Source organism: Opitutus sp. ER46 (genome assembly GCF_003054705.1).
In the GTDB taxonomy this organism is placed as follows: domain Bacteria; phylum Verrucomicrobiota; class Verrucomicrobiia; order Opitutales; family Opitutaceae; genus ER46.
Genome location: NZ_QAYX01000022.1, coordinates 437,413 through 460,686, shown reverse-complemented (window position 1 = coordinate 460,686; position 23,274 = coordinate 437,413). Strand labels below are relative to the sequence as shown.

General features: G+C 67.0%; 16 protein-coding genes. 4 read left to right on the top strand and 12 right to left on the bottom strand.

What is annotated here, in order from left to right; translation table 11 throughout:
* Nucleotides 1–36: 36 nt before the first annotated feature.
* Nucleotides 37–834, bottom strand: coding sequence for a 3-ketoacyl-ACP reductase (locus DB354_RS12170; RefSeq protein ID WP_107835890.1), 798 nt, complete (start codon nt 832–834; stop codon nt 37–39).
* 89 nt (nt 835–923) lie between these two features.
* Between DB354_RS12170 and DB354_RS12165 the strand changes: the two genes are divergently transcribed.
* The 4 genes from DB354_RS12165 (at nt 924) to DB354_RS12150 (ending at nt 4,780) form a co-directional block, all read left to right on the top strand.
* Nucleotides 924–1,742: an AraC family transcriptional regulator gene (locus tag DB354_RS12165; protein WP_107835889.1), complete on the top strand. Its 819-nt coding sequence runs from the start codon at nt 924–926 to the stop codon at nt 1,740–1,742.
* Between the two features lie 283 nt (nt 1,743–2,025).
* Entirely contained in the window at nt 2,026–2,793 is a 768-nt protein-coding gene (locus DB354_RS12160; protein ID WP_107835888.1) for an amidohydrolase family protein, read from the top strand.
* Nucleotides 2,790–3,548, top strand: a complete 759-nt coding sequence (locus DB354_RS12155) for a hypothetical protein (RefSeq protein WP_107835887.1) — start codon at nt 2,790–2,792, stop codon at nt 3,546–3,548. Before DB354_RS12160 ends, DB354_RS12155 begins: the two co-directional genes overlap by 4 nt.
* Nucleotides 3,545–4,780 carry a DegT/DnrJ/EryC1/StrS family aminotransferase gene (locus DB354_RS12150; protein ID WP_107835886.1) on the top strand — a complete coding sequence of 412 codons (1,236 nt, stop codon included), beginning with the start codon at nt 3,545–3,547 and terminating at the stop codon, nt 4,778–4,780. Before DB354_RS12155 ends, DB354_RS12150 begins: the two co-directional genes overlap by 4 nt.
* Nucleotides 4,781–5,441: 661 nt before the next feature.
* Here the strand turns inward: DB354_RS12150 and DB354_RS12145 are convergent.
* The 11 genes from DB354_RS12145 to DB354_RS12095 form a co-directional block, all read right to left on the bottom strand.
* Entirely contained in the window at nt 5,442–6,677 is a 1,236-nt protein-coding gene (locus DB354_RS12145) for a DegT/DnrJ/EryC1/StrS family aminotransferase (protein ID WP_107835885.1), read from the bottom strand.
* The gene (locus tag DB354_RS12140) at nt 6,674–7,483 is read right to left on the bottom strand and encodes a hypothetical protein (RefSeq protein ID WP_107835884.1); all 810 of its coding nucleotides are present in this window, start codon (nt 7,481–7,483) and stop codon (nt 6,674–6,676) included. Before DB354_RS12140 ends, DB354_RS12145 begins: the two co-directional genes overlap by 4 nt.
* Before the next feature lie 2 nt (nt 7,484–7,485).
* Nucleotides 7,486–9,297: a hypothetical protein gene (locus tag DB354_RS12135; RefSeq protein WP_107835883.1), complete on the bottom strand. Its 1,812-nt coding sequence runs from the start codon at nt 9,295–9,297 to the stop codon at nt 7,486–7,488.
* The gene (locus tag DB354_RS12130; RefSeq protein WP_107835882.1) at nt 9,294–11,384 is read right to left on the bottom strand and encodes a heparinase II/III family protein; all 2,091 of its coding nucleotides are present in this window, start codon (nt 11,382–11,384) and stop codon (nt 9,294–9,296) included. Before DB354_RS12130 ends, DB354_RS12135 begins: the two co-directional genes overlap by 4 nt.
* Before the next feature lie 84 nt (nt 11,385–11,468).
* Complete coding sequence (locus DB354_RS12125) at nt 11,469–12,380, bottom strand: ROK family protein (RefSeq protein WP_107836061.1); 912 nt, start codon at nt 12,378–12,380, stop codon at nt 11,469–11,471.
* A 66-nt stretch (nt 12,381–12,446) separates the two neighbouring features.
* Nucleotides 12,447–14,081 carry a GxGYxYP domain-containing protein gene (locus DB354_RS12120; RefSeq protein WP_107835881.1) on the bottom strand — a complete coding sequence of 545 codons (1,635 nt, stop codon included), beginning with the start codon at nt 14,079–14,081 and terminating at the stop codon, nt 12,447–12,449.
* Nucleotides 14,082–14,085: 4 nt separating this feature from the next.
* Nucleotides 14,086–14,610 (bottom strand): hypothetical protein, encoded by a 525-nt coding sequence (locus DB354_RS12115; protein WP_107835880.1) that lies wholly within the window; start codon nt 14,608–14,610, stop codon nt 14,086–14,088.
* A 31-nt stretch (nt 14,611–14,641) separates the two neighbouring features.
* Entirely contained in the window at nt 14,642–17,677 is a 3,036-nt protein-coding gene (locus tag DB354_RS12110; protein ID WP_107835879.1) for a prolyl oligopeptidase family serine peptidase, read from the bottom strand.
* A 230-nt stretch (nt 17,678–17,907) separates the two neighbouring features.
* Nucleotides 17,908–19,563, bottom strand: coding sequence for a GxGYxYP domain-containing protein (locus DB354_RS12105; RefSeq protein WP_107835878.1), 1,656 nt, complete (start codon nt 19,561–19,563; stop codon nt 17,908–17,910).
* Nucleotides 19,560–20,099 (bottom strand): hypothetical protein, encoded by a 540-nt coding sequence (locus DB354_RS12100; protein WP_107835877.1) that lies wholly within the window; start codon nt 20,097–20,099, stop codon nt 19,560–19,562. Before DB354_RS12100 ends, DB354_RS12105 begins: the two co-directional genes overlap by 4 nt.
* An 89-nt stretch (nt 20,100–20,188) precedes the next feature.
* A complete protein-coding gene (locus DB354_RS12095; RefSeq protein WP_146180215.1) occupies nt 20,189–23,233 on the bottom strand; it encodes a TonB-dependent receptor plug domain-containing protein in 3,045 nt (1,014 codons plus the stop codon).
* Nucleotides 23,234–23,274: the final 41 nt, after the last annotated feature.

The window sequence follows — 23,274 nt, the reverse complement described above, 5'->3', positions numbered from 1 at the left end:
GCGGGAGCGGCTGAGACGTCGCGCCGGTGGGGCGGGCTAAAGACGCCGGAGGTGGAGGCCGCCATCGATCGAGATGACGGAGCCGGTGGAGAAGTTGAAGTGGCCGGCAATGACGGCGCGAACGGCGCGGCCGACATCCTCGGCGGTGCCCCAGCGGCGCTGCGGCACGAGGCCGGTGGCGAGGAGTTCGTCGTATTTGCCCCGCACGCCGGCGGTCATGTCAGTCGCCATAATTCCAGGACGGAGTTCGACGACCTGGATGTTGTCGGCGGCGAGGCGGACGGCCCAGAGGTGGGCGGACATGGCGAGGCCGGCCTTGGAGATGCAGTAGTCACCGCGATTGATGGAGGCGGTGTCGGCGGAGACGGAGGTGACGAAGACGACTTTGAAGCCGCCGGGAAGCCGGGGGGCGGGCTTTTCCTTGAGCCAGTAGTTCGCCACGACCTGGGTCAGAAAATGAGGGCCGACGAGGTTGGTGTGGAGGAGGCTCTCGAAGTCCTCCTCGCGGGCCTCGGTGATGTCGGCGCGGACCTTGGGGGCGATGCCGGCATTGTTGACGAGCGCGTCGATGCGACCGAAGTGGCGGCAGGTTTCGGCGACCAGGCGGGCGCGGTCGGCGCCGGAGCCGATGTCGGCCTGGATCGGGATGAAGCGCTGGGCGGGGTTGGGGGCGGCGGCGCGACAGAGGGCGACGGTCTCCTCGGCGGCGGCGAGGTTGCCGGCGTAATTGATCGCGACGGAGCAGCCCTCGGCGGCGAGCTGGCAGGCGATACCGCGGCCGAGCCCGCGGCTGGCGCCGGTGACGAGAACGACAGGGGCGGGGGTGTCGGACATGGGCACAGTGTACCTCGAACCGGGCGGAAGGCGTGAGGATTTTCTCGGTGCAAATTTGGACAAATTCGGCATCAAGGAAGTGCAACCCGATGCGCCGCTTCCGCTCCCTGCTCATTCATGAACCTGCGATCCGGATCCCCGGGCTGGCGGTGACGGCGTTCGCGCTGCACCGGCACCTGCCGGAGCACGCGTCGATCCAGCCGCATCAGCACCGGTATTCTCAGGCGCTTCTGTACCTGAGCAGCAAGGGCCGGCAGGTGCTGGGGGAAACGGAGGCGCACGTGGAGCCGGGGACGCTGATCCTGCTGCCGCCGGGGATCTCGCATGCGTTTCAGGCGTCGGAGCGGCGGGCGCCGCTCTGCCTGATGATCAATTTCCGGCTGAAAGGTGCGCGGCGGCATCCGCTGGCGGTGTGCAGTCTGCAGCGCTCGGCGCTGTCGCAGATCCGCGACGACATCGCGCGGCTGATGCGGCTGCAGGCGACGCAGGGGGAGGCGGTGCACTGGGAAGGCGCGCCGATCGTGTTGCAGACGCTGCTGTTGTGCTTGCGGGCGGCGGGCTGGCTGGCGACGCCGATGCCGGCGGCGCGGCGCCCCTCGTGGGCGATTCGGAAGCTGCTGGAGGACGTGAGCCTGGACGGATCGCTCACTGAGATGGTGCGGAGGAGCGGCTACCAGCGCGACCACCTGAACCGGTTGGTGAAGGAGGAGACGGGGTTGTCGCTCGGGCAGTTCCGGGCGCGACGGCGGCTGGAGCGGGCGAAAGAACTACTCGCGGGAGGGCACAGTGTGTCGGCAACGGCCGCGGCCGTGGGGCTGCCGGACCAGGCGTACTTCGCGCGCTGGTTCAGGCGGCAGACGGGGAGCAAGCCGTCGGGGTGGCCGGGCGCCAGAGCGCGCCCGGAGTGACCGGGCGCGGGGGCGCCCGGAGTGAAAGTGAGAGTGGCCGGGCGCGGGGCGCCCGGAGTGAGAGTGAAAGTGAGAGTGAAAGTGGGCGGAAAGGGAGAGGCTGCGACTGGGGTGGGCGAGATGACTTCACGAGAACGAGAACCGACCCTACTCAGTTTTCGCGGAGCGAAAACTGCTCGAGAGGAAGAGTAAGAGGAAGAGAAAGAAACCAAGGTAGGTAACCAGAGAGTTACTCGGCGGTTGACGTTGCGGGAGGGGGCGGCAGAGTTGGCGACCGTTCCTGATGCGCATCATCGACGTTCACACGCACCCCATCATGCAGGAAAACTTCTGCGGTCGCGCGGAAGTCGGTGGCGTGATCGCCCGGGCGAAGGCGCTGGGCATCGTGCACCTCGTGGCGTTGGGCGATGTGCTCGTCGACGGACGGTTGCCAAATGAGGCGCAGGTCCGGCGGGTCAACGATGACACCGCCTGGCTGATGCAGGCGTATCCCGGGTTCGTCACAGGCTTCTGCTATTTGAACCCGGTGCTCGGGGAGCGGGCAGTGCGGCGCGAAGTGGAGCGCTGTCGCGCGCTTGGTTTTCGCGGGATCAAGCTCGAGATCGCCAACAACGCGCGCGACGCGTGCATGCGGCCGGTGATGGCGGCGGCGGCGGAGCACGACCTGGTGGTGCTGCAGCACGCCTGGAGCATGACCAAGATCCGGCAGCGGCGCTTTCACACCGACCCGGAGGATGTGGCGACGCTGGCGCGCCGGCATCCGGAGGTCCGCATCATCATGGCGCATCTCACCGGTTGCGGCGTGCGGGGCGTCCTGGCCGTGAAGTCCCTGCCGAATGTCTGGGTGGACACGTCGGGCGCGGCGCCGGAGTCCGGGATCGTGGAGTATGCAGTCGAGCAGCTCGGCGCAGGGCGGATCCTTTACGGGTCCGACGTGCCGGTGCGCGACTTTGCGGTGGCGATCGCGCGCGTGACGGGCTCGGCGCTCAGCGCGGCGGAGCAGCGGCGAATCCTGCACGACAATGCCCGCGAACTTCTCCGGCTGCCATGAAGCTCTTTGATGCCAACACGTGGATCGGCCGGTGGCCATTCACCTTCCAGCCGGCGTTCTCCGCCAAGACGCTGGCGGCGCATTTGCGGCGTCACGGGATCGCGGACGCGCTGGTCTCGCCGGTGGACGCGGTCTTTGCGCCGGAGCCGGGGCCGGCGAATCGCGCGCTGCTGCGGGACACCCGGCGCGTGACGGGGCTGCATCCGGTGCCCGTGATCAACCCGGCGTTGGGCAACTGGCGGGAGCGGGTCGCGGACGTGGCGGCGGATCCGCGGGTGCGGGCGGTGCGGCTGCTGCCGGCGTATCATGGGTACGGGCTGAATTCGGCGGCGGTGGACTCGTTGCTGCCGGAGTTGGCGCGCCGCGGGTTGCGGCTGGTGGTGACGATCCGGTTGATCGATGAACGCCATGAGCACCATGCGGTGGCGATCCGGCCCGTGCCGGTGGCGGAGCTGACCCAGTTTCTCGAACGGCATCCGCGGCTTCTGCTGCTGGCGAGCGGGCTGGGCCGGCCGGACGTGCTGGCGCTGTTGCCGCGATTCCGGCAGCTGCAGGCGGACGCCTCGTTTATCGAGTGGTTCGACACGACGGACTATCTGCTGGCGAAAGTGGCGGCCGAGCAGCTCGTGTTTGCCTCGCACACGCCGTTCCTGATTACGGCGGCGGCGGGCGCGAAGCTGGAGTCCGCGCGGGCGCCGGCGCGGCTGAAGGCCAAGATTGCCGCCGCGAACCTGAAGAGCTTTCTGACCCCATGAGCGCATCCGAAGTCGGGCACCCGATCGTCGATGAACCGCAGCCGCTGCCGGTGCGCTGGGGGGACGCGGAGTTGGCGCGGCTGACGACGATGGTGAAGCAGCGGTCGCTGTTTTACTGGAAGGGGCCGCAGACAGAGGCGCTCTACGAGGCATTTCGTCGGAGGTATCCGCTGACGTACTGTTTCGCGACCTCGTCAGGGTCGGCGGCGCTGCATGTGGCGGTGGCGGCGTTGCGGCTGCAGCCGGGGGATGAAGTGATCGTGCCGGCGATCACGGATATGGGATCGGTGATCGGGATTCTCTATCAGCAAGCGGTGCCGGTGTTCGCGGACCTGGAGCCGGGCACGTACAACCTGGATCCGGCGGACGTGAGGCGACGGATCACGCCGAAGACGCGGGCGATCATGCCGGTGCACCTGGCGGGGAATCCTTGCGACATGCAGGCGTTGATGGCGCTGGCGCGGGAGCACCGGCTCGCCGTGATCGAGGACTGTGCGCAGGCCTGGGGCGCGCGCTGGCAGGGCGAGCCCGTGGGGCTGCAGGGGGATCTGGCGTGTTACTCGTTCAACGAGTTCAAGCACGTGAGCTGCGGCGATGGCGGCGTGGTGGGCACGAACCGCGACGCGCTGGGTCGCGGGCTCGGCAAGTGGGGCGACAAGTTTTACGATCGCGAGGCAGGCGGCCGGGATCCGCTGGAGCTGGCGCCGAACTATCGGATCAGCGAGCCGCAGGCCGCGGTGGCGACGGCACAGTTGGGCAAGCTCGAGGAGATCGTGACGGCACGCGTGCGGGCGGGCTCGCAACTGCTCGCCGAACTCGACGGGACGTCCGGGCTGCGGCTGCCGATGATTCGGCGCGGGGACACGCACAGCTTCTGGTTCTTCCTGCTGCGGCTGGAGCCGGGACACTTTCGCGTCAGTCGGGACGAGTTCGCGGCCGCGTTGAACGCGGAAGGCGTGAGCTGCACGGCGGGGTACATCCCGCGGCCGGTGTACCAGTATCCGGTGTTCCAGAACCACAATTTCTTCGGTGGGCACTGGCCCATTCGCGAGTTCGGCCTGACGCAGATGGACTATCGGACCGTGCATTGTCCGGAAGCCGAGGCCATCTTGAAGGACAGCATCAAACTCACGATCAACGAAGCGATGGGCGAAGCGTACGTGGCGAAAGTCGCGCGCGCGGTTCGTGTGGTGGCGGAGCGCGCGCAACGGCGCGCCGGGGTTACAGGTTGAAAGGTTACAGGTTCAAAGGTTGCAGGCGCCGAAGTTCGACGTGGAAAAGTTGGGGGCGAGTGATCGTTCTCGTTTTCACACGTTCTCAATCTGGCGATGGGATCGGCGATTTTTTCGCGGAACTCGTGCGTTGGTGTGAACCGCGGCGCGAGAGTCCGTGAGAATTCTTCGAGTCGTTCACGCAGGTTTTGCGTCGGTCTTTTGTTTTTTCCTGCGGAAAAACCGAAAGCAGTATCCGGACATTATTCCCGAGTATCTGGACATTATGATCCAGTATCTGGACATTATCCCGGAAGTCGGGACGGGGTAGCCGTTTATAATTGTCACCCTCGGCCCCTCCTGATCGTCGGCTTTCGCGGAGGCGGGGGGCGGACATTCCGAGAGCGGAGACGCGTCACGGGCGGATGATCGCGCCCCGTTTGGGGATCCCGATGCGAATCCCTACGGATTTCGCGCGCCCCGAAGGGGCGCAAAAGGGGCGGATCGACGGCAGAATCGCGCGCCCAGAGTGGCGGGTGTCCTGCGAAATGACCTTCGGAGTGAAAGTGAGAGTGAGGGTGAAAGTGGGCGGACGGGAAAAGGTGGCGAGCTCGGTAGCGCGAGACGAGCGCGCGAGAACGAGAACCGGGCCTACTTCAGTTTTCGCGGAGCGAAAACTGCTTTAGGCCAAGTCCCGGTGGACGGCGGCAACGCTGGCGGCGATGTGGTCGGCATCGTCAGTCGTGTACTTCCAGCCGAGAGGGAGGGCGACGAAGCGGGAGGTGAGGTCCTCGGTTTTCGGAAAATCCTCGGCGCGGTAACCGGGGGCGGGCCAGGGACCGAGATTGCGGAACGGCGAGAGTTCGCGGTGGGCGGCGCGGCCGGAGATCACGTAGTCGCGACGGTATTGGGGATACGTGCCCGTGCGCTGCTGGCAGGCGACGCCGCGCTGCTGGAGCCGGGCGCGAAACGTTCCGGCGGTGTCCGCATTGCGCGCGTAGAAGTACAACTCGAAGCCGAAATCGCCCTCGGGGTCGGCGAGCGGCCGGAGCTGAATGCCCGGGAGCTTCGCGAGCTGGGCGACGATCCGGGCCTTGAGCGCGCGGCAGTGGTCGCGGATGGCGTCGAGCTTGCGCAGTTGGGCGAGCGCCACGGCGGCGGTGAGCTCGGACATCCGGTATTGTGCGCCGCAGAAGGCCGCTTCGACCGGCGGGGTGATGGTGGCGTGGTACGGCCGGAACTGGCCAAGGTCGTGCAGGCGGACCGCGCGTTCGTAGAGGTAGGCGCTGTTGGTGACGACCAGGCCGCCCTCGCCGGCGGTCATCGGCTTGTTGTGTTGGAAGCTGTAGATGCCGGCATCGCCCAGGGAGCCGAGGCGCCGGCCGCGGTAGGTGGCGCCGGGGGCCTCGGCACAGTCCTCGATCACGAGCAAGCCGCGGGCGCGGGCCGCCGGGATGATGGCGTCGAGGTCCGCGCTGGCGCCCTGATAGTGAACGACGAGGACGGCGCGGGTGCGCGGCGTGGTGAGCCGGTCAATCTCGGCGGGGTCGAGGCAGAGGGAGCCATCGACCTCGGCGAGGACCGGGCGGGCGCCGCAGCGAACGATGGCGGTGAAGCAGGAAATCCAGCTCCAGGCGGGGACGATCACCTCGGAGCCGGGGCCGACGCCGGAGGCGGCGAGAATGGTCTCGAGCGCGGCGGTGCCGCTGCTGACGGCGAGGGCGTAGCGCACGCCGAACAACGTCGCGGCCTCGGCCTCAAGTCGTGCCGCGAACGGAGGCGGGTGCGCGGGATCGTTGCCGTAATACCGGAACAGTTCGCCGCGCCGGAGCGCGTCGAGAACGAGGGCTTCTTCTTCAGGACCGATGGCCGCGGAACCCAGGCCGGGAGGCGGACACGGACGAGGCGATGCATTCATGGAGAACGGGCGGGAAGCGCCCGGAGAAAAGGCTGGAGGTGAAAAACAAAGCCGAACTCGACCGCGACGCGCCACAACGCCTGGCGTTTCTCGCGCTCCTCGCGGGCGGTCTCGTGGTTCTCCACGGCCGTGGTGGCCTCGGCGATGGTGGAGCAGAGACAGCCGTGGCGGGCCATGTCGACCATGCCGCCGGGCGACATGAGGAGGCACCAGTTGAGGGCGAAGCCGACGTAGATGAGATGGTTGATGCCCTGAGCGGCGCACAGGGCGGCGAGCTGGTCGCCGTTCTCGGCCACGCCCTCATCGCCGACGGGACGCGCGGCAGGGGCAAAATCGATCTGGGCGAAACCGGCGGCGACATCGGCCTGGTTGTGCGGGCCGGGGACGACCGTGGCGCGGCGGAGGGCGCACAAGCGTTCGTGGGTTGCGTCGGGCGTCACCTGCAGCGGCGCGGTCGCTGCCGCCGTGAGCGCGACGGCGCGCTGGTAACCGGGCAGGTGGCGGTAGTAGTCGCGACCCCCGCCGACGACATGAAAGACGGACAGCGGCGAGGAACGGACGGCGGCGAGCAGCGGGGGAAAGACCTCGGCGAGAATCTGGTCCGCGCGCGGCATGTATTCCACGACGCGCCGCCAGCCCGGAAATGCGTCGGGGCGACCGCAGTCCCACGCGTGCATCACGACGAGCGCGGTGCGGGCGGGCTCCAGCTCGACCTCGACCGTGCGCCAGCCGCCAAAGCCCTCGCCGGGGACCTCGCGGGCGGGGTCGGCGTCGAATTGCTGATAAACCTGGGCCGGCAGGCGCATGGTCAGGAGCGGGGCGCGGACTGGGAGCGCGCCGCGACGCGGCGGAGCAGGAAGCCGAGAAGGATGAGCAGTGAGCCAGCGATCGCGTTGTAGTAGCCGGGGGCGGTGGGCGACGCGGGCAGCCAAGTGCAGGCGATGAGGACGACGCCGAGGATGATGGAGATCGTGCCGATGACGCCGTAGACACCGAGGCCCGCGACGGTGACCTGGGCGGCGTCGGGGACGGGCGTGCGCAGGTCGCGGTCGAGTTGGTGGAGCTGTTCCTGGCCCGGGGCGTCCGCGCGGTACCAGAAGGAGGACAGCGCGAAGACGAGCGTCGCGACGACGGCCTCGCTGAGGACGTTGCGGGCGAGGGCGTTTTCGGACCAGACGCCGAAGACCATGAGCGGGATGGCGACGGCGAAGGCGGCGGAGCAGGAGGCGATGCCGGACCACCATGGCGTGCGGCGGAAGATCATGCCGAGGGCGACGGGCATCATGAAGCCGGACGTGAGCGAGTAGTACTGCAGGGCGAACTCGAACGCGCCGCCGAAGCGCGGGATGTAGAAGGCCACGACGACGCCGAGAGCGCCGATGGTGAACATCGCGAGCCGGGCGACGCGCATCTGCTGGCGCTCGGTGGGCGCGACGCCATGGGCGCGGCGGCGGAGCGGGACGTAGATGTCGCGCGTGACGGTGACGGAGAGCCAATTGCACGCGTCGTTGACCTGGCCGAGGGTGGCGGAGAGCACGGCGGAGACCGCGAAGCCGACCATGCCGTGCGGCAGGAGCAGCATGGCGAGGCTGACGTAGGAGGACTCGGCGGGGTCCTTGAGGGCGGGCCAGAGCGCGTCGATGTTGGGGAAGATTACCTTGGCGGCCATGACCGGCAGGACCCACATCAGGGGGGCGAGGAAGGAAAGCGCGGCGCAGAGCAGGGCCATTTTGCGGGCGCCGCGTTCGTCGGGCACGCTGTAGTAGCGCTGGGCGAGGTGCCACGCGACGTTGTAGCCGAGCATGACGTTGACGAAGTATCCGAGGAGAAACCACGGATTCGAGGCGGGGCCGTTGGGGAGAAGATACTCGGGCGGAACCTCGGCGAGCATGCGGCGGAAACCAGCGAACACGCCGCCGTGGCCGAGGTACGCGTAGGAGACCGGGAAGATGATCACCGTCATGACGACGATGATGATCGACTGGACGGCGTCGGTGAGCACGGCAGCCCAGAGGCCGCCGACGACGGTGTAGAGGACGACCACGACGCCGACGACGAGGATGGAGGCCTGCAGACCGTTGAAGCTGACCCCGAGGAGCGTGAACACGCGGTCGCCGAAGCCAAGGGCGGTGGAAACGAAGATGCAGAGGATGTAGAGGCCCTGGCCGATGCCGACGATCTGGGGCAGAATCGAAGTGACGGAGTAAAAGTAGGTCGTGGACGGCGAATAGCGCTTGGTGAGGAACTGGAGGGGCGAGTCGAGCCGGGCGCGCCGCCACATTTTGGCGAAGTAGAAATACCCGGCCAGGTAAGCCCACGTGGCCATGGTGAAGATGAGGAGCGCGCCAAGGCCGATCCGGTAGGTGAAGCCCGCGGCGGCGACGAACATGAAGGCCGAGAAGCCGGTGACCCAGTTGGACAAGCCGGCCAGGACCCACGGCACCTTGCCGCCGGCCTTGAAGTAGTCGTCGGTGCCGCGAGTCTGTCGGGCGGCGAAGAAGCCGACGAAGATGACCACGGCAAAGTAGAGGCCGATCAACGCGTAGTCGTACGCGTTGACCGTATTGAAGTCCGAATGCTGGACCCGGCCGACGAGCGAGGAGGCGAGAGGTAAGGTCACAAAGTGAGGGTCGGGCGATTCGTCGCGTCGAACGTGAGGGTGGCCTTGATCGCGTGGTCACGGTGCGTGCCGCCGATACGCCAGGTGGTGCCGGCGCGATCGATGGTCGCGATGCCGTGGGCACTCGTGGCCGGGGCGGCGGTGGCGACGGTGAGGATCACGTGTTCGGTGGCGGCGGCGAACGCGGCCTCGACGAACGGGAAGACGGTCTCGTCCTCGAGGGCGAGGCGGGCTTGACGCAGGACGATCGCGGAGGACCCGGCGACGACCGCCTGGGCGGAGGCGAGCGGGCGGGAGATGCGGAAGGTTGCGTCGGTGACGGCGGCCTCACCGCGGCCGTCGTCGTTGAAGACCTGGAAGCGGATCTGCACAGGCTTGGCCTGCCGTAGCTTCACGTGGTCGGCGATCACGAGCACCTCGGGCTTGAGGAAAACGAGGGTGCGCGTGACGAGGAGGACGTCGGGGTCGACGAGCGCGTAGGCCTCGGTGGCGTCACTGGTGACGGTCATCCAGGACGGGCCGGTGCGGTGGTCGACGACGGTGGCGTTGGCCCAGGAGGAGTTGGTGCCCTCGCGGCCGTCGTGATACTGGTGGCCGTGGCCATCGATCAGGAGGGCGGTGTGGGCCTGGGTTTGGCGCAACAGCCAGCGCGGAATCTTGGGGGAGTAGCCGGCGCGGAACGGGTCGCTGAAGAGCCGTTCGCCGTGCGCCTTGAAAATGACGCTGTTGCGGTCGGCGTGCTCGTGATTGGACGGACCGCCGCTGCGAAGGGCGACGACGGTGTCATCGGGACCCCAGCCGGTGCGCGAGACGATCCAGTCGTTGCTGAGCCGCACATCGAGCATCTCGGGGCCGGGCGCCTGTTCCGGGGCGTCGGCGCGGTACCAGACCGCGGCGTGCAACTGCTTGAGCGAGCCGGTGTGCTTCGCGACGTAATTGCTCAGTGGATCCTGCGCCGCGAGGCCGACCCAGGCGGCGACGGAGACGTCCATGCCGATACCGGCATCCGAGAAATTCACGATGTCGAGCGCGGGAACGTAGTTGCCCTTGGGCGTGGCGTTGTAGGGCCGCTGCGCGTTGGGATCGGTGATGGCGGCGCCGCCGCACGGCATGGCGAGGGACAGTGCGTACCGGATCGTGCCGGGGTAGTTGACGAGCGTGCGGTCATCGAGGCCGAGGCGCCGATAGACGGCCTCCGCGAGCATCGCCATATGCAGCGTGGTGTAGCCCCAGTAGCCGACGCCCTCCTCGTAGGCGCCGTCGGTACCGTACATGACGGAGAACGCGCGGGCGCTTTGACGGGAGAGATCGAGCCACTTGGCGGCATCGGGGTGACGACCGTGGAACCAGAGTCCGGCGAAGCCCAGGCCGCAGGTCGGGATGACCTTGAGGTTGGTCGAGTTGAGGATGATCGGCCACCGGCTCAGATCGAAACGGAATGCGTAGTCGTCCTCCGGGTCGAAGCCCCAGCCGCGGACGCGGTCCGGGTGCTGCATGCCGTACAACGTGCGGTAGCACGCGGGAGCGCCCTCGTGGAGGACCTTGTCCTCAACCCGCTGGCGGAGCGCGGCGGGCACGGCGTCGCGGAGCCAGTCGAGCGCGTAGAGCGCGGCGATCGTGGCCTCGGGGGCGCGCTGCAGGCCGATCGTGTCCTTGCCGCCCTCGAGGAAGTAGTCCCAACGCTTGTAGTCGCAGAGGCGTTCGAGCGCGAGGAGCGCGACGTCGAGGTGGCGGCGGTCGCCGTAAACGGCGTACGCGAAGCTGCACGTTTCGAGCACCTGCCAGGCGCGAAGGAAGTCGGCGACGTGGTTGTTGAGCCGGAGCTCGTCGCGCAGGAACCGGGTCTCAGCGGCGAAGTTGACGCCCAGGAGCTTGGCCTTGACCTCGGCGAGCCGCGGGAGGTCGAGGTTGGCGCGCATGCGGGGCAGGTCAGCCGGGTCGAAGAGCAGCCCGCGCGCGGGGTCGGCAGCGGAGGCGGCGGGCGTGGCGGGGGCGGGCGTGGCGCCGAGGGCCGGCAGGCGGAGCAGCGGGAGCGTGGCGGCGAGGGTGGCGGATGTCTGCAGGAACGTGCGGCGCGAGGGGTTCATGGCGAAGAATCGGGTGAAAGGGAAACTGACGCACGACGGCCGGGCCGGGCACCGGACGTGAGGGGAAAGGAGAACGGTGGCGCGCTAGCGCGGAGCCTGGGCGGCGTGGCGGGCAACGGAGATCGCGCCGTAGCTGCCGATCTGCTCGCCGAGGGCGGCGGGCACGACGGAACAAACGGCGAGGCTGGGGGCGAGCGCCTCGCGGCGCAGGGCGTCTTGCATCGCGCGGGCGATGAAGCGTTCGCAGCGGGCGTAGATGCTCCCGATGACGATGCGGTCGGGATTGAGGACATCGACGAGGATGGCGAGCGCCTCGCCGAGGTGGGTGCCGACATCGGTCCAAAGTTGCAGCGCGGCGGGATCGCCGAGATTTGCAGCGGTAGCGACCTCGCGGGCGGAAAGCTCGCCGGCGGCGGCCTTGGGCCAGACCCGGTGGGCAAGTTGGGCGATGCCGCCACCAGAGCAGAAACCCTCGAAGGAGCCGGCCTTGTGGTAGCCGATGGGACCCTCGGGCTGGAGTCGGATATGGCCGACCTCGCCGGCATTGCCGTTGGTGCCCTCGTAGAGGCGGCCGTCAAGGATGAGACCGGCGCCCATGCCCGTGCCCATGGTGAGGAAGACCATGTTCCGGGCGCCACGGCCGGCGCCGTACTGCCACTCGGCGAGGGCGCAGGCGTTGGCGTCGTTCATGAGCGCGGCGCGGCCGCCGTGACGGCGGGTGAGCGCCTGGCAGATGTCGACGCGATCCCAGCCGGGGAGATTCGGCGGGGAGAGGATCAGCCCGCGCGCGGCATCGAGCGGGCCGCCGCAGGACACGCCGAAGACGACGTCGGGTCCGGGATGCAGCCGCTCGATCTCGAGGTGCAGGCGCTCGAGCGTGGGCCGGGGGAGATCGGAGGCGAAGCGGGCAACCTCGCGGACCTTGTCGCCGTCGGTGACGCTGACGGCGCACTTGGTGCCGCCAAGATCGATGCCGATGAGAGCGGGATCATGCATGGGGGCGGGGGTGGCGGGGCGCCGGCGGCGGAAGACGGAGAGGAGCGGCATCGGGGGCGGGGACGATCAGCGCTGGTAGCCGGAGAAGTGTTTCGGTTCGGCCGGATCCTGATAGCGCGTGGTGTAGGTCTTCCGGCTGGCGGCGAGCTTCAGGAAGACGTCGACGGGGACGATCTCGGTCGGCCCGTCGAGCTGGCGGGTGATCTCGACGAGGGAGTTCACGTCGTTCGATTCGCGCACGTGAATCAGGAGGAAGTAGGGCCGGTTGCGGTTGACGGCGATGAGCTCGTTGAGGTCGGCGGCGACCTCCTCGCGCGGCCGCTTGGGACTGATGTAATAGTCGTACGAGATCAGCGGGCGGGAGTCGCGGAGGTCACGGGTGCGCGCGGGACCGTAGCCATTGATGAACCCGATCACGTCGGGAAACGCGGCGTAGTAGCGGTCGACGGCTTCCTTGGTCAGGTCCGCGTTGCCCACGTTTCCGTCGGCGGCGGAGTTGTCCATGATCTCCATGACGTGCTCATCGAGCTGGGCCATCATCTCGCGGGCCTCGGCCATGAGGAGCGGGAAGCGGTCGGCGGGGATGTGGTTCGGGTACATGTAGCCCGGACCGGAGAGACCGCCGATGAAGTAGTCGTTGGGCGTGGCGCTCTCGTGGAAGTACTCGAGGGCGGCAGGGGTGAACTTCGTCCAGTTCATCGTGACCTGCCAGGCGAACGGCAGCTTGCCGCGGCCGGGCTTGGTCCAGACGCCGATGCCGATGCTGTCGGACTGCACGAACGCGAGGTAGACCTTGGGTTCGGCGGTGAGCTTGGCGTCGCGGGCGACGCGGTGGTTGTTCTTGAACTTGAAGCCGGGGGTGAAGCTGAAGTGGCAGTTGAAGCTGAGATTGGGAAGGTTGTGGAGGCCCTCCATTTTCAGGCCGTAGGTGGAGAGCAAGGTGGTGTGCTGCTCCTCGGTGTCCTTGCCGTAGGCGTGCCAGCCAAAGACGAACGCGAGCGGGTTGAGCTCGCTGTAGAGCCGCTGGGCGAGCGCGAGCTCGTCGGGGTGTTTGGGGTTGGCGGAGAGATCGTGGAAGAACATCCGGCGGCGGATGCCCCAGTCGGCGACGGCGGGCTGGCGCACGGTGCCGCGGTGTCCGCCCATGAGCATGATGGCGTCGTGCGTGCAACGGGACCAGTAGCGGTTGATGGCGTCGCCGTAGATCTGGGCGTCGGTCTGGCCCGTGTAGCGGCCGCGCAGGTCGTCGATCTGCTTGAGTCCCTGGGCCTGGACGAGCGGGACCTGCTCGGCAGTGACGACGATGGCGTCCTCGAGGCCGGCGATGGTGAAGGCGACGTTGAGGGAGGCGCTGACCGCGGGTTCCCAGATGACGTAGCCCTTGGCAAAATGGGCGAAGCGGGCGAGAGCCTCGGAGGCGGTCTTGAGCTCGGTGAACTGGACGCCGTGCTTGCGTTGGTAGAACTCGAACAACGGCTGGGTGATCTCCCATTGGAAGTCAGCCGGATGGATGATGTAGAGCTGGGGCGACTCGCGGTTGGCGAGGCCCTGGAGGCTCACGAGCATGACCTTTTCGGGCAGGCCGCCGGCGACGCGCCAGTCGAGGTCCCAGCGCATGTAGGCCGCGGAGCGGGCCGGCTCGCCGGCGGAGGCGACGGTGAGTCCGAGGAGGAAAGCGAGAGAAAGGAGAAAGTGACGCATGGCTCTATTGGTCGGCGGTGACGCGGGTGAAGCGGTACACGAGCGGGCGCGGGCGCGTGCTGTGGAGTTCGATGAGGAGAAGCTGGGAGTCGCCCTCGAGGAGCCGGTATTCGGCGTAGATCCGGATGGGGAAGTTGCCCTGCGAGCCCTCGATGAGCGGTTCGGCCTCGACCCGCAGCGTGCGGCCGTGGTCGAGCCAGGTGGCGGACACGGGCGTGGGGTGATCCTTCACCGGGTAGAGCGCCATGTGGCGTTGCTCGACGCGGAAGAAGTTGCCGACGGTGGTGGGCCGGGCGGTGTCGACGACGTTGGTCTCGGACACCTTGGTGTCGATCCACTGCATGTCGTGCCGGAGGTTCACGCGGGTGCCGTCGAGGCTGATGACGAGGTCCCATTTCTGCCATCCGTCGAGGGCGGAGCTGCGGTCGGGATCGAGGCGCCAGCGGCCGGCGAGGGCCGGGGCGGGATCGGCGGCGCCGGCGCTGAGCGCGACGGCGGCGAAGGCGAGGAGGGAGAGAAGGAGGCGCATGGGCGGACTCGGTTGGTTGGTTGAAATGGGATCAGGGCTGGGCGGCGGCGGGGGCCGGAGCGGGCAGCGACGGCAGCTTCTCCTCCTCGGACTCGAGGAAGGGGACGCCGCGCACCATCCAGTCGGGGCGGGGGGCGCCCTTCAGGTGGTGGTCGAAGAACTGCTGCATGCGGCGGGCAAAATCCCGCTGGTCGGCGCGACGGCGCAGGCCGTGGAACTCGTTGAGGTAATTCAGGAGGTAGGCCTCCTTCCCGTGGCGCCGGAGGGCCAGGAAGTACTCGATGCCCTGATACCACGGCACAGCGTCGTCGTGATCATTGTGCAGGAGGAGAACGGGCGTCGTGACGCGGTGGGCGTAGAAGACGGGCGAGTTCTCGAGGTAGAGGAGCGGAGCGTCCTGGAGGGACGGCCCGATCCGGCTCTGCGCGCGCTCGTACTGGAACTGACGCGGGCGACCGGAGCCCCAGCGGATGCCGGAGTAGGCGCTCGTCATGTTGCCGACGGGCGCGCCGGCCTCGGCGGCGGCGAAGCGGTCGGTCTGGGTGAGCAGGTAGGCGATCTGGTAACCGCCCCACGAGTGGCCCTGAATGCCGATGGCCTTCTCGTCGACGTAGCCGCGGCGCACGATCTCGTCCACGGCGGGGAGGACGCACTTGAGCGCGCTCTGGCCGGGATAGCCGACGGTGTAGGTGATGTCGGGCATCAGGATGAGGTAGCCGTTGCTGGTGTAGAGCGGCGGATTCACGACGGTGCCCGGAAGCGGCGGCGTGAACGTGTGCACGACCTGCGAGAGGCGCTCGTAGATGTACACGATCATCGGATACTTCTTCTTCGGGTCGAAATTGGCGGGCTTGTAGAGCGCGGCGGGCAGCGTGACGCCGTCGGCGTTGCGGTAGGTGAGCAGTTCGGCCGAGCCCCAGAGGTACGGGGCGAGCTGGGCGCCGCCCTGGCTGATCTTCCGCGGCGCGGCGAAATCGGCGTTGGTCAGCTGCAGATCGGGATACTCATCGAAGCGCGAACTCGTGATGAGGAGCGCGTCGGTGCTGAAGGCGCGGGTGGCGTAGCGGACGTTGGCGTCGGCCCAGAAGAGCCGGTCGGGGGCGGTGGTGGCGGCGAACGCCTGACGGAAGAAACCGCTGGCGTGGGTGTCCTCGCTCTCGCCGCGAAGATGGAGCGGACGGGACGGATCGAGCCCGCGGCGGTCCTCGCCGGGAGTGGTGGGCTCGATGGACTGGACGCGGAGCTGGATGCGCTGGGCGCGGCCGAAACCGTTCGTAACGTTGCGCGCAGGGCGGCCGTCGGGGAAGACCTGCCAGAGGTCGAAGCGGTCGTAGAGGAGGAGGGACTCGCCGTCGCGGGTCCAGCCGGCGGTGCCGTAGGAAGCGACGTTGAAGTACGGCGCGTAATCCTCGGGGTGGTCGGCGGTCTCATCATAGAACGCGACGGGCAGGCCGCGGGTGAGCGGGATGATGGTGCCGTTGCGGGCGTCGACGGCGTACCACTCGCGCTGCTTGAAGAAGGCGAGCCAGCGGCCGGTGTGTGACCAGCGGACCCCGGACTTCTCGCTCAGCTCGCGGGTGACGAGGCGGCGTTCGCCCGCGGCGTTGACGAGGTAAAGATCGAAGAAGTTGCCGTCGTAGTCGGCGCGGAGCCGGTAGTCGCGATCGTCCTGGCCCCACGCGGCGGTGCCGTCGTCGTTGGCGGTGACGGACTGCAGGGCGGGATCGGCGAGCTGGGTGTAGCGGCGGGTGGCGAGATCGAAGACGCCGAGGAAAGTGCGTTTGCGCTCGCGGTCGGCGCGCTGGCGCTGGACCGGCTGCACGTAGTCGTCGCGCCAGTGCCAGAGGTCGAGGGAGACCTTGTCGTCATCGAGCAGGGACTCGAGGCGCTCGTCGGGAGCTTTTGGGGCGGGGGTGGCGGGAACGTAGAGTTTCGCGCCGTTGAAGGAGAAGGACGCGGCGGCGTCGCCACTCACGGCAAATTCGGCCGGGAGCCCGGGCGTGCCGGGCCGGACGACCTCAATGGCGGCGGTGGAGCCGCGCGTCCAATGGTAGAGCGCGAAGCGGGGAGCCTTGGCATTGGGCTCCGCGCGGTCGGACGCGAAGGCGGCCTGCTTCTCTTCGCGGTCCCAGGTGAACTTCACGTACTGGCCCGGGCCCTGGGCGAGGGCGGTGGGCGCGGCGGGATTACCGGGGATAACGGCGTAGACGCCATTCTCCGCTTCGTTGCGGGAGGCGACCGTGTAGACGAGAGTGAGGCCGTCGCGGGCGAAGGAATATTCGAGGACGTGGGCGAAGGTGCGTTCGGCGCCGGTGGCGAGGTTGCGGAGCACGAGGTCTGAGCCGTACTTCTTTTCCTTCTGCTTTGCGTCCTTGGCGGCGGGTTTTGACGCGGGCGCGACGGTTGAGGTGGTGACGGTCGACGCGGTGGCCGTGCTGGCGGTGTTCGTCATCGAGCCGCTCGCGGAAGTGGCGGCGGGGCTCGGGGTGGCGGACGATTCAGCCGGCTTCTTCTCGGGGAGAGGTTCTTTGAGGTAGGCGAGCCAGGCGCCGCCGAGCGCGGGGAGCTGGAGACTCTTGACGTTCTCGATGCGGGTGGTCTCGCCGGTGGCGAGGCGGACGATCACGAGCCCCTGCTTGGGCAGCTCCTCGGCCTTCTTCTTGGCGCGTTTCGCGGCGAGGGTCTGGGCCTGCGTGGGGAAAGTGGTGGAAACGAGAAAGGCGGAGTCGCTGGAGAACGTGAGGCCGATCTCCTTGCGCGGCCCGGGGCGCTCGGGGTTGGCCTCGGAGGCGGTGAGCGGCGGAGGCGGCAGGGCGCCGACGGGGACGCGTTGTTCGCGTTCGCTGGTGAGGGAGCGGATGACGACGTCGCCGTCGCCTTCGAGCGGCATGTAGGAATAGGCAGTCCAGCCGCCGTCGCGGGAGACAATCGGTGCGCCGATGGTGCGCCAGGCATCGAAGTCCTGGTCGGTGATGGCGCGGCGGGTGTCAGCGGCGAAGCCGGTGCCGAACGCCAGGAGGCCGAGGCCAAGGGCGAGGAGACGGGAGCGGAGGAAGGAAGGAGCCATGAGCGGACCGGAAGACGGATTCGGAAGCGGTTGGGTTGTGCGGGGCGAACTTGGGGAAGCCCGCATCGTCCTGCCGGCCGCGATCTGCGCGACCGGCAGGAGCACACACACGGACAGAGTGAGAGTGAGGGTGAAAGTGAGAGTGAGACGGAACTGAACCGGCCGGGGCGGCGCTCGATGCGACGGCGAGGCCTAACGGCGCCGCGGGCGGGTGAGCGTCAGGTCGGGGGCTATGGATTCCGGGAGATCGGGTCGTTGGGCTTCTGGAAGTTGGTCTCGTAGGTCTTCCGGCTGGCGGCGAGTTTGAGAAATACGTCCATGGGCACGACTTCGACGCGCTCGCTGAGGCGGCTGAAGATGTTGGCGACCTTCTCGATGGTGTTCGATTCGCGCACGTGCATCAGGAGGAAGTACGGGCGCTGGTCGTTGAGCTGGATGAGTTCCTCGATGTCGGCGGTGGCCTCCTCGATGGAGCGGTCGACGGCGAGGTAGTAGTCGTAGCTGATGAACGGGACGCCGTGGCGCAGGTCGAAGGTGCGGGCGGTGCCGTAGCCGTTGATGAAGCCGATGGCGTTGGGGTACTGCTCGTAATAGCGATCGACGACTTCCTTGGGCAGGTCGGTGTTGCCGATGTGCCGGTTGCCCTCGGAGTAGTCCATGATTTCGAGAACGCGCAGATCAAGCTGCTGCATGAGCTTCGCGCCGAACTGCATGAGTGCGGGGAATTTGTCGGCCGGGATGGCCTTGGGGTACATGTAGCCCGGGCCGGAGAGGCCGCCGATGAAGTAGTCGTTGGGGGACTTGTCCTCGTAGAAGAACTGGAGCGCGGGCGGGTTCATCCACGTCCAGTTCATCATCACCTGCCAAGTGTAGGGCACCTTGCCGCGGCCGGGCTTCGTCCAAGTGCCGATGCCGATGGAGTCGGTGGAGACGGCGCAGACGTACACCTTGTTCTCTGCGACGAGTTTCTCGTCGGGTTTCACGTGGTGGTTGTTGGTGAACTTGAAGTCCGGCGTGAGCGGGATCTGGGAGGTGAAGGAGACGTTGGGGAGGTTGTGCAGGCCCTCCATGATCAGGCCGTAGTTGCCGACGAGCGTGGTGTGCTGGCCCTCGGTGTCCTTGGCGTAGGAGTGCCAGCCGAGCACGACGCTGGCGGGTTTCTGCTGCGACAGGATCTTCTTCAGGAGGGCGATCTCTTCGACGTGCTTGGGGTTGGCGGAGAGGTCGGAGAAGAAGGCGCGCTGCTGGATGCCGAAGTCGGCGATGCCTGGCTGCATCTGGGCGCCGGACTCGCCGCCCATGACCACGTAGTAGTGGCGGGAGCAGCGGGCGAAGTACTGGTCGTAGGCCCACTGGTAGATTTGGTGATCGGGCTGGCCGGTGAACTTGCCGCGCAGGTCGACGACGGGTTTGAGCCCGTGCTTTTGCGCGAGCGGGAGGAGGTCCTCGTTGACGACGACGAGGTCTTCGACGCCGGCGATGGTGAAGGCGACGATGAGAGAGGAGCGGACCTGTTTGTCCCAGACGACGCAGCCCTTGGCGTAGCGGGCAAAACGGGAGAGAGCGGTGTCGGCGTCATCGACGGCGAGGCGGTCCCATTTCACGCCGTGGCGTTTGGCGAGGAAACCAATGAGCGGGTGAACGATCTCCCATTGCCAGTTCTTCGGGTATTCGAGGTAGAGACGGGCGTCGCCGCGGTTGGCGAGGCCCTGGAGGGAGATGAGGAGGGCGTGGACGGGGACATCGCCGTCGAGCCGCCAGTTTTCCGAGAGGGGAATGAGCGTGGCGGACGCGGGGGCCCGCTCGAGCTGGCGCGGGGCGAGATGCTGCGCGCGCAGCGGGGCGGCGAGCAGGCAGAGGGCGAGGAGGGAAAGGAGGCGCTTCATTTGGTGGCGGCGGGAACGCGGTTGAAGACGTACACGATCGGGCGGCTGCGCGTGCTGCGGAGCTCGATCACGGTGAGCTGGGTGCCGCTGACGGAGACCTTGAAGTCGGTGAGGACATTGACCTCGCGCGGGCCCTGCTGGGTGCCGAGGACCTGGTCGGTGTTGAGGCGCAGGATACGGCCCTTTTCGAGGAGGACGCCGCTGACGCGCTTGGTTTTGTCGCCGGTGGCGTAGGCGCCGAGGTGGCGGTTGTCGGGCCACCACGGGGCGGGGACGACGATCGGCGGCTGGTTCAGACGAAACTCAGTGGTGTCTTCGTAGTCGCGGCGGGCCCAACCGAGGCGGCGGTGGATGGTGACCTTGTCGCCGTCGATGGCGAGGGTGAGGTCGAACGATTTCCACGGGCTGAGCTCGGTGCTGCGGGTGGCGTCATAGCGCCACTGACCGGAAAGGGGGGAGCTGTCGGCGGCGTGAAGGCTCGGGAGGAGCAGGGCGCCGAGGAGCGGAAGGAGCGAGAGAAGACGACGGAGAGACATGGGAGGAGGACGAAAGGGGCAAAGAAAAGGCGGAGGCCGTTGGTGGCCTCCGCCTTTTCGAAGGCTAGCTTACAAAGCTGACGCTACGCTCAGAAGTGGAGCGTGGTGCGCAGCTGCCAGGTCCGCGGGTTGGCCGGGACGTACGTGCCCTCGTAGTAAACCTTGTCGGTCAGGTTCTGGATATTGAGGGACGTGGTCAGGTTGTAGCCGAGGGCCTTCCAGGGATAGGAGACGCTGGCGTCGAACACCAGGAAGTCGCCGGCCATGAAGCCGCCGCGGTCCGGATTCCAGTCGAACGTGCGGGAATAGACCGTCTCCGACGAGTAGCGCGCGCCGAGGGCGAGGGCGAGGCCGCGCACAACCGTGTCGGTGAAGGTGTACTTGTTGAACACATTGAGCCGGAACTCCGGGACGTTCTCGATGCGGTTGTCATAGTACATCCGATACAGTGCCTGGTTGGTCGCGGTGGCGGCATTGAACTTCTCGGTGCCCGGCTGCGGATAGACCGGATAATCCACGGTTTGGGCGTACCACAGCCAAGCGCCGTTGATGACGGCCTGGTAGTTGCGGTTCGGAGACCAGATCATGTCGAACTCGGCGCCTTCAATCTGGTTCTTCAGACCGACCGTACGCCAGCGGAAGTTGCGCTTCGTGGAACCGTAGAAGGCCGACGTCGAGTCGAACATCGTGGTCGAGTAGTTTAGCGGGTCCGAGGAGATCTTCTGGCTGTCGTCGAGCTTCTGGTTCTTCCGGATGCCGCGGAAGAGCGAGAAGGTGGACACGAGTTTCTCGTCCCACAGCGAGGTCTTGACGCCGATTTCGTAATTCATGCCGGACTCATTGGGAATGGCGTCGAAGGCGCCGTTCTTGGCCAGGGCCTCGCGGCCGGAGGCGACGCTGGTCACCGTGGTGCCACGGTAGTTAAACGAGCCGCCATTTTTGGTGAGCGCGTCCGTCAGCAGTTGGTCGAGGGTGAGTTCATCGAAGCCGCCGGCCAGGCCGGAGTTGATCTTGAACGTCTTCGAGACGCTGGCGTAAACGGACAGACCTGGGCGAATCTGGAACGAGGCGCCGCCCATCCAGGAGTCGCCCTTGCGGGTGCGGAAGTTCTCCGGATCGCCCGCATAGCTGGCGGAGTAGTTGTACACGTTCGTCGGATAGACGTCCTGGTGCAGATACGCATCCGGCGGCGTGATGAACCACGGCTCATTGGCGGTGAGGAACTGGCCGTAGCCGGTGCTGGATTCCTTGCGATAGCCGGCAATGGTGGTGAGCCGGTCCTTGAAGAACTGCCCCTGCCAATTGACGTAGAAGGACTCGTTTTCGGGTTTGTAGCCGTCGAGCAGGTTGCGGTTGATCGGGTGCAGCTTGCTCAGCGGGGGCGTGGGGTGGATGGCCGGATCCCACTTCGAGTAAACTTCGGTCGCGGTGAGAACCGTGCCGGTGCGGTCACGGAGCACCTGGTTGATGAGCACCATGCCGTTCGTGCCGGTCGGATTGGGCACGTTGTTAACGGGGGCGGAAGGATAGTTGTAACCGGGGACGGCGTAGTAAACCACGCCGGCGGAGGCCATGTACTGCTGGAAGGTGCGGTTGTGCTGGCCGCCGATGAGGAGCTTCTGCTTGGTGCCCCAGATGTCCTTCTTGAAGATCAGATCGAGCTGATGGTCCGTCTGGCGGCGATAGTAGCCGGCGGACGCGCTGGAAGCGGGATTCCAGTTGAACGTGATGCCGTCGGCATTGGGTGCGAGCGTGCCGCTGACGTTGTCAAACCGGCTGTTGTCGTTGGTGAGGACGTACCGGGCGTCCATCCAGGAAACCGGCGCCAGGTCGACCGTCGCAGTGAACGTCTTGACCTCGTTGCTGGTGAAGGCGCCGGAGTTCGTGTAGTTGAACGCCTGGTCTTCGATGCGTTTGCCACTGAGATTGGTCCAATAGCCGTAGGGCTTGATGACGTCCTTGGTATAGATCGCCATCGTATAGTCGTTCGTCGACTTGCGGAGGTCGTTGATGTAGTTCGTGACGTTATTGAAGATACGGGTCTTGTACGCGGCCGCGTCGGCGACTCCAGCAGCAGCGATGAGTGCCGCGCTGGGATTCTGATAGGCGTCGAACCAGCCCTGCGGCCAAGTCCACGCGCCGTCGTTCTCGTTGAACTTTTCCTGCAGGTACTCGAACTCGAGGTTGACCTTCAGCTTGCCACTGTCGAACGGCACGAGCGTGACGCTGGGCGTGACATTGAAGCCGCGGCGGAACTCGTGCCGGCGGTCGCCGGTGAAGTCGGTCCAGGCGCCGACGACGCGCATGGCCGCGCGGCGATTGAGGGCGAGATTCTGGTCGAGGGTGGCCTTGTCGCCGCCGTTGTCATCGATCTGATAGCTGATAGAGCCGAACGTCTTGGCGAAGTCAGGCTTCTTGGTGATGTAGTTGATGACGCCGCCGGGGTAACCCTGGCCGAAGAAGACGGCGGCGGGACCCTTGACGATTTCGACGCGCTCCACGTTGTCGAAATTATGAGAGACGTAGCGGTTGACGCCGTTACGCAGGAGCGAATTCACCGTGAAGCCGCGCATCGTGAACGTGCCCTGAGGCGTGGCCGAATTGGTCGGCACGCGCATGGCGAAGCGCGAGTCACCGGAACCCGACGCCGTGTAGCGGAGGATGTCGGTGATCGTCTGGAGGCCGGTGTCCTGGATGAAGTCCGAGCTCATCACCGAAATGTTCATCGGGATGTTCTGGATTTCGGCGCCGATGCGCGTCGCGGTGACGGCATTGGTCTTCAGGTAACCGCGGTCCTTCTCACTCTTCACCTCGAAGGGCGACAGCATGATCGTGTCGTCGTCCAGCTTGGTGGTGGCGGCCGTCTCCGGGGCCGAGACGGTGGTGACCGTCCGCGGGGCCGGGCCGGTGCTGGCGGCAGCGGGGGTGGAGGCGGGGGCGGGTTGGGCGAGGGCGCCGAGGCGCGCGTTCAATTCCGCGAGCTGCTTACGCAGCGCGGCGTTCTCCTGCTGAAGCTGGCGGACGTCAGGCTCGGCGGATTGCGCCGAGACCGTGCCGACCGTCATGCAAGCCACGATACCGGCCGTCAGGATATTCCTGAAGAGGCCAGTGGCTGGACGCTCAGTGGTGTTCATGGGGTGTCGCTTGGTTTTGTTTTGCCGGTCGGTGCCGTGGG

What these genes read in the sequence shown, in the direction of transcription:
- DB354_RS12170 (WP_107835890.1), bottom strand. Translation starts at nt 834, where the DNA reads ATGTCCGACACCCCCGCCCCTGTCGTTCTCGTCACCGGCGCCAGCCGC.
- DB354_RS12165 (WP_107835889.1), top strand. Translation starts at nt 924, where the DNA reads ATGCGCCGCTTCCGCTCCCTGCTCATTCATGAACCTGCGATCCGGATC.
- DB354_RS12160 (WP_107835888.1), top strand. Translation starts at nt 2,026, where the DNA reads ATGCGCATCATCGACGTTCACACGCACCCCATCATGCAGGAAAACTTC.
- DB354_RS12155 (WP_107835887.1), top strand. Translation starts at nt 2,790, where the DNA reads ATGAAGCTCTTTGATGCCAACACGTGGATCGGCCGGTGGCCATTCACC.
- DB354_RS12150 (WP_107835886.1), top strand. Translation starts at nt 3,545, where the DNA reads ATGAGCGCATCCGAAGTCGGGCACCCGATCGTCGATGAACCGCAGCCG.
- DB354_RS12145 (WP_107835885.1), bottom strand. Translation starts at nt 6,677, where the DNA reads ATGAATGCATCGCCTCGTCCGTGTCCGCCTCCCGGCCTGGGTTCCGCG.
- DB354_RS12140 (WP_107835884.1), bottom strand. Translation starts at nt 7,483, where the DNA reads ATGCGCCTGCCGGCCCAGGTTTATCAGCAATTCGACGCCGACCCCGCC.
- DB354_RS12130 (WP_107835882.1), bottom strand. Translation starts at nt 11,384, where the DNA reads ATGAACCCCTCGCGCCGCACGTTCCTGCAGACATCCGCCACCCTCGCC.
- DB354_RS12125 (WP_107836061.1), bottom strand. Translation starts at nt 12,380, where the DNA reads ATGCATGATCCCGCTCTCATCGGCATCGATCTTGGCGGCACCAAGTGC.
- DB354_RS12120 (WP_107835881.1), bottom strand. Translation starts at nt 14,081, where the DNA reads ATGCGTCACTTTCTCCTTTCTCTCGCTTTCCTCCTCGGACTCACCGTC.
- DB354_RS12115 (WP_107835880.1), bottom strand. Translation starts at nt 14,610, where the DNA reads ATGCGCCTCCTTCTCTCCCTCCTCGCCTTCGCCGCCGTCGCGCTCAGC.
- DB354_RS12110 (WP_107835879.1), bottom strand. Translation starts at nt 17,677, where the DNA reads ATGGCTCCTTCCTTCCTCCGCTCCCGTCTCCTCGCCCTTGGCCTCGGC.
- DB354_RS12105 (WP_107835878.1), bottom strand. Translation starts at nt 19,563, where the DNA reads ATGAAGCGCCTCCTTTCCCTCCTCGCCCTCTGCCTGCTCGCCGCCCCG.
- DB354_RS12100 (WP_107835877.1), bottom strand. Translation starts at nt 20,099, where the DNA reads ATGTCTCTCCGTCGTCTTCTCTCGCTCCTTCCGCTCCTCGGCGCCCTG.
- DB354_RS12095 (WP_146180215.1), bottom strand. Translation starts at nt 23,233, where the DNA reads ATGAACACCACTGAGCGTCCAGCCACTGGCCTCTTCAGGAATATCCTG.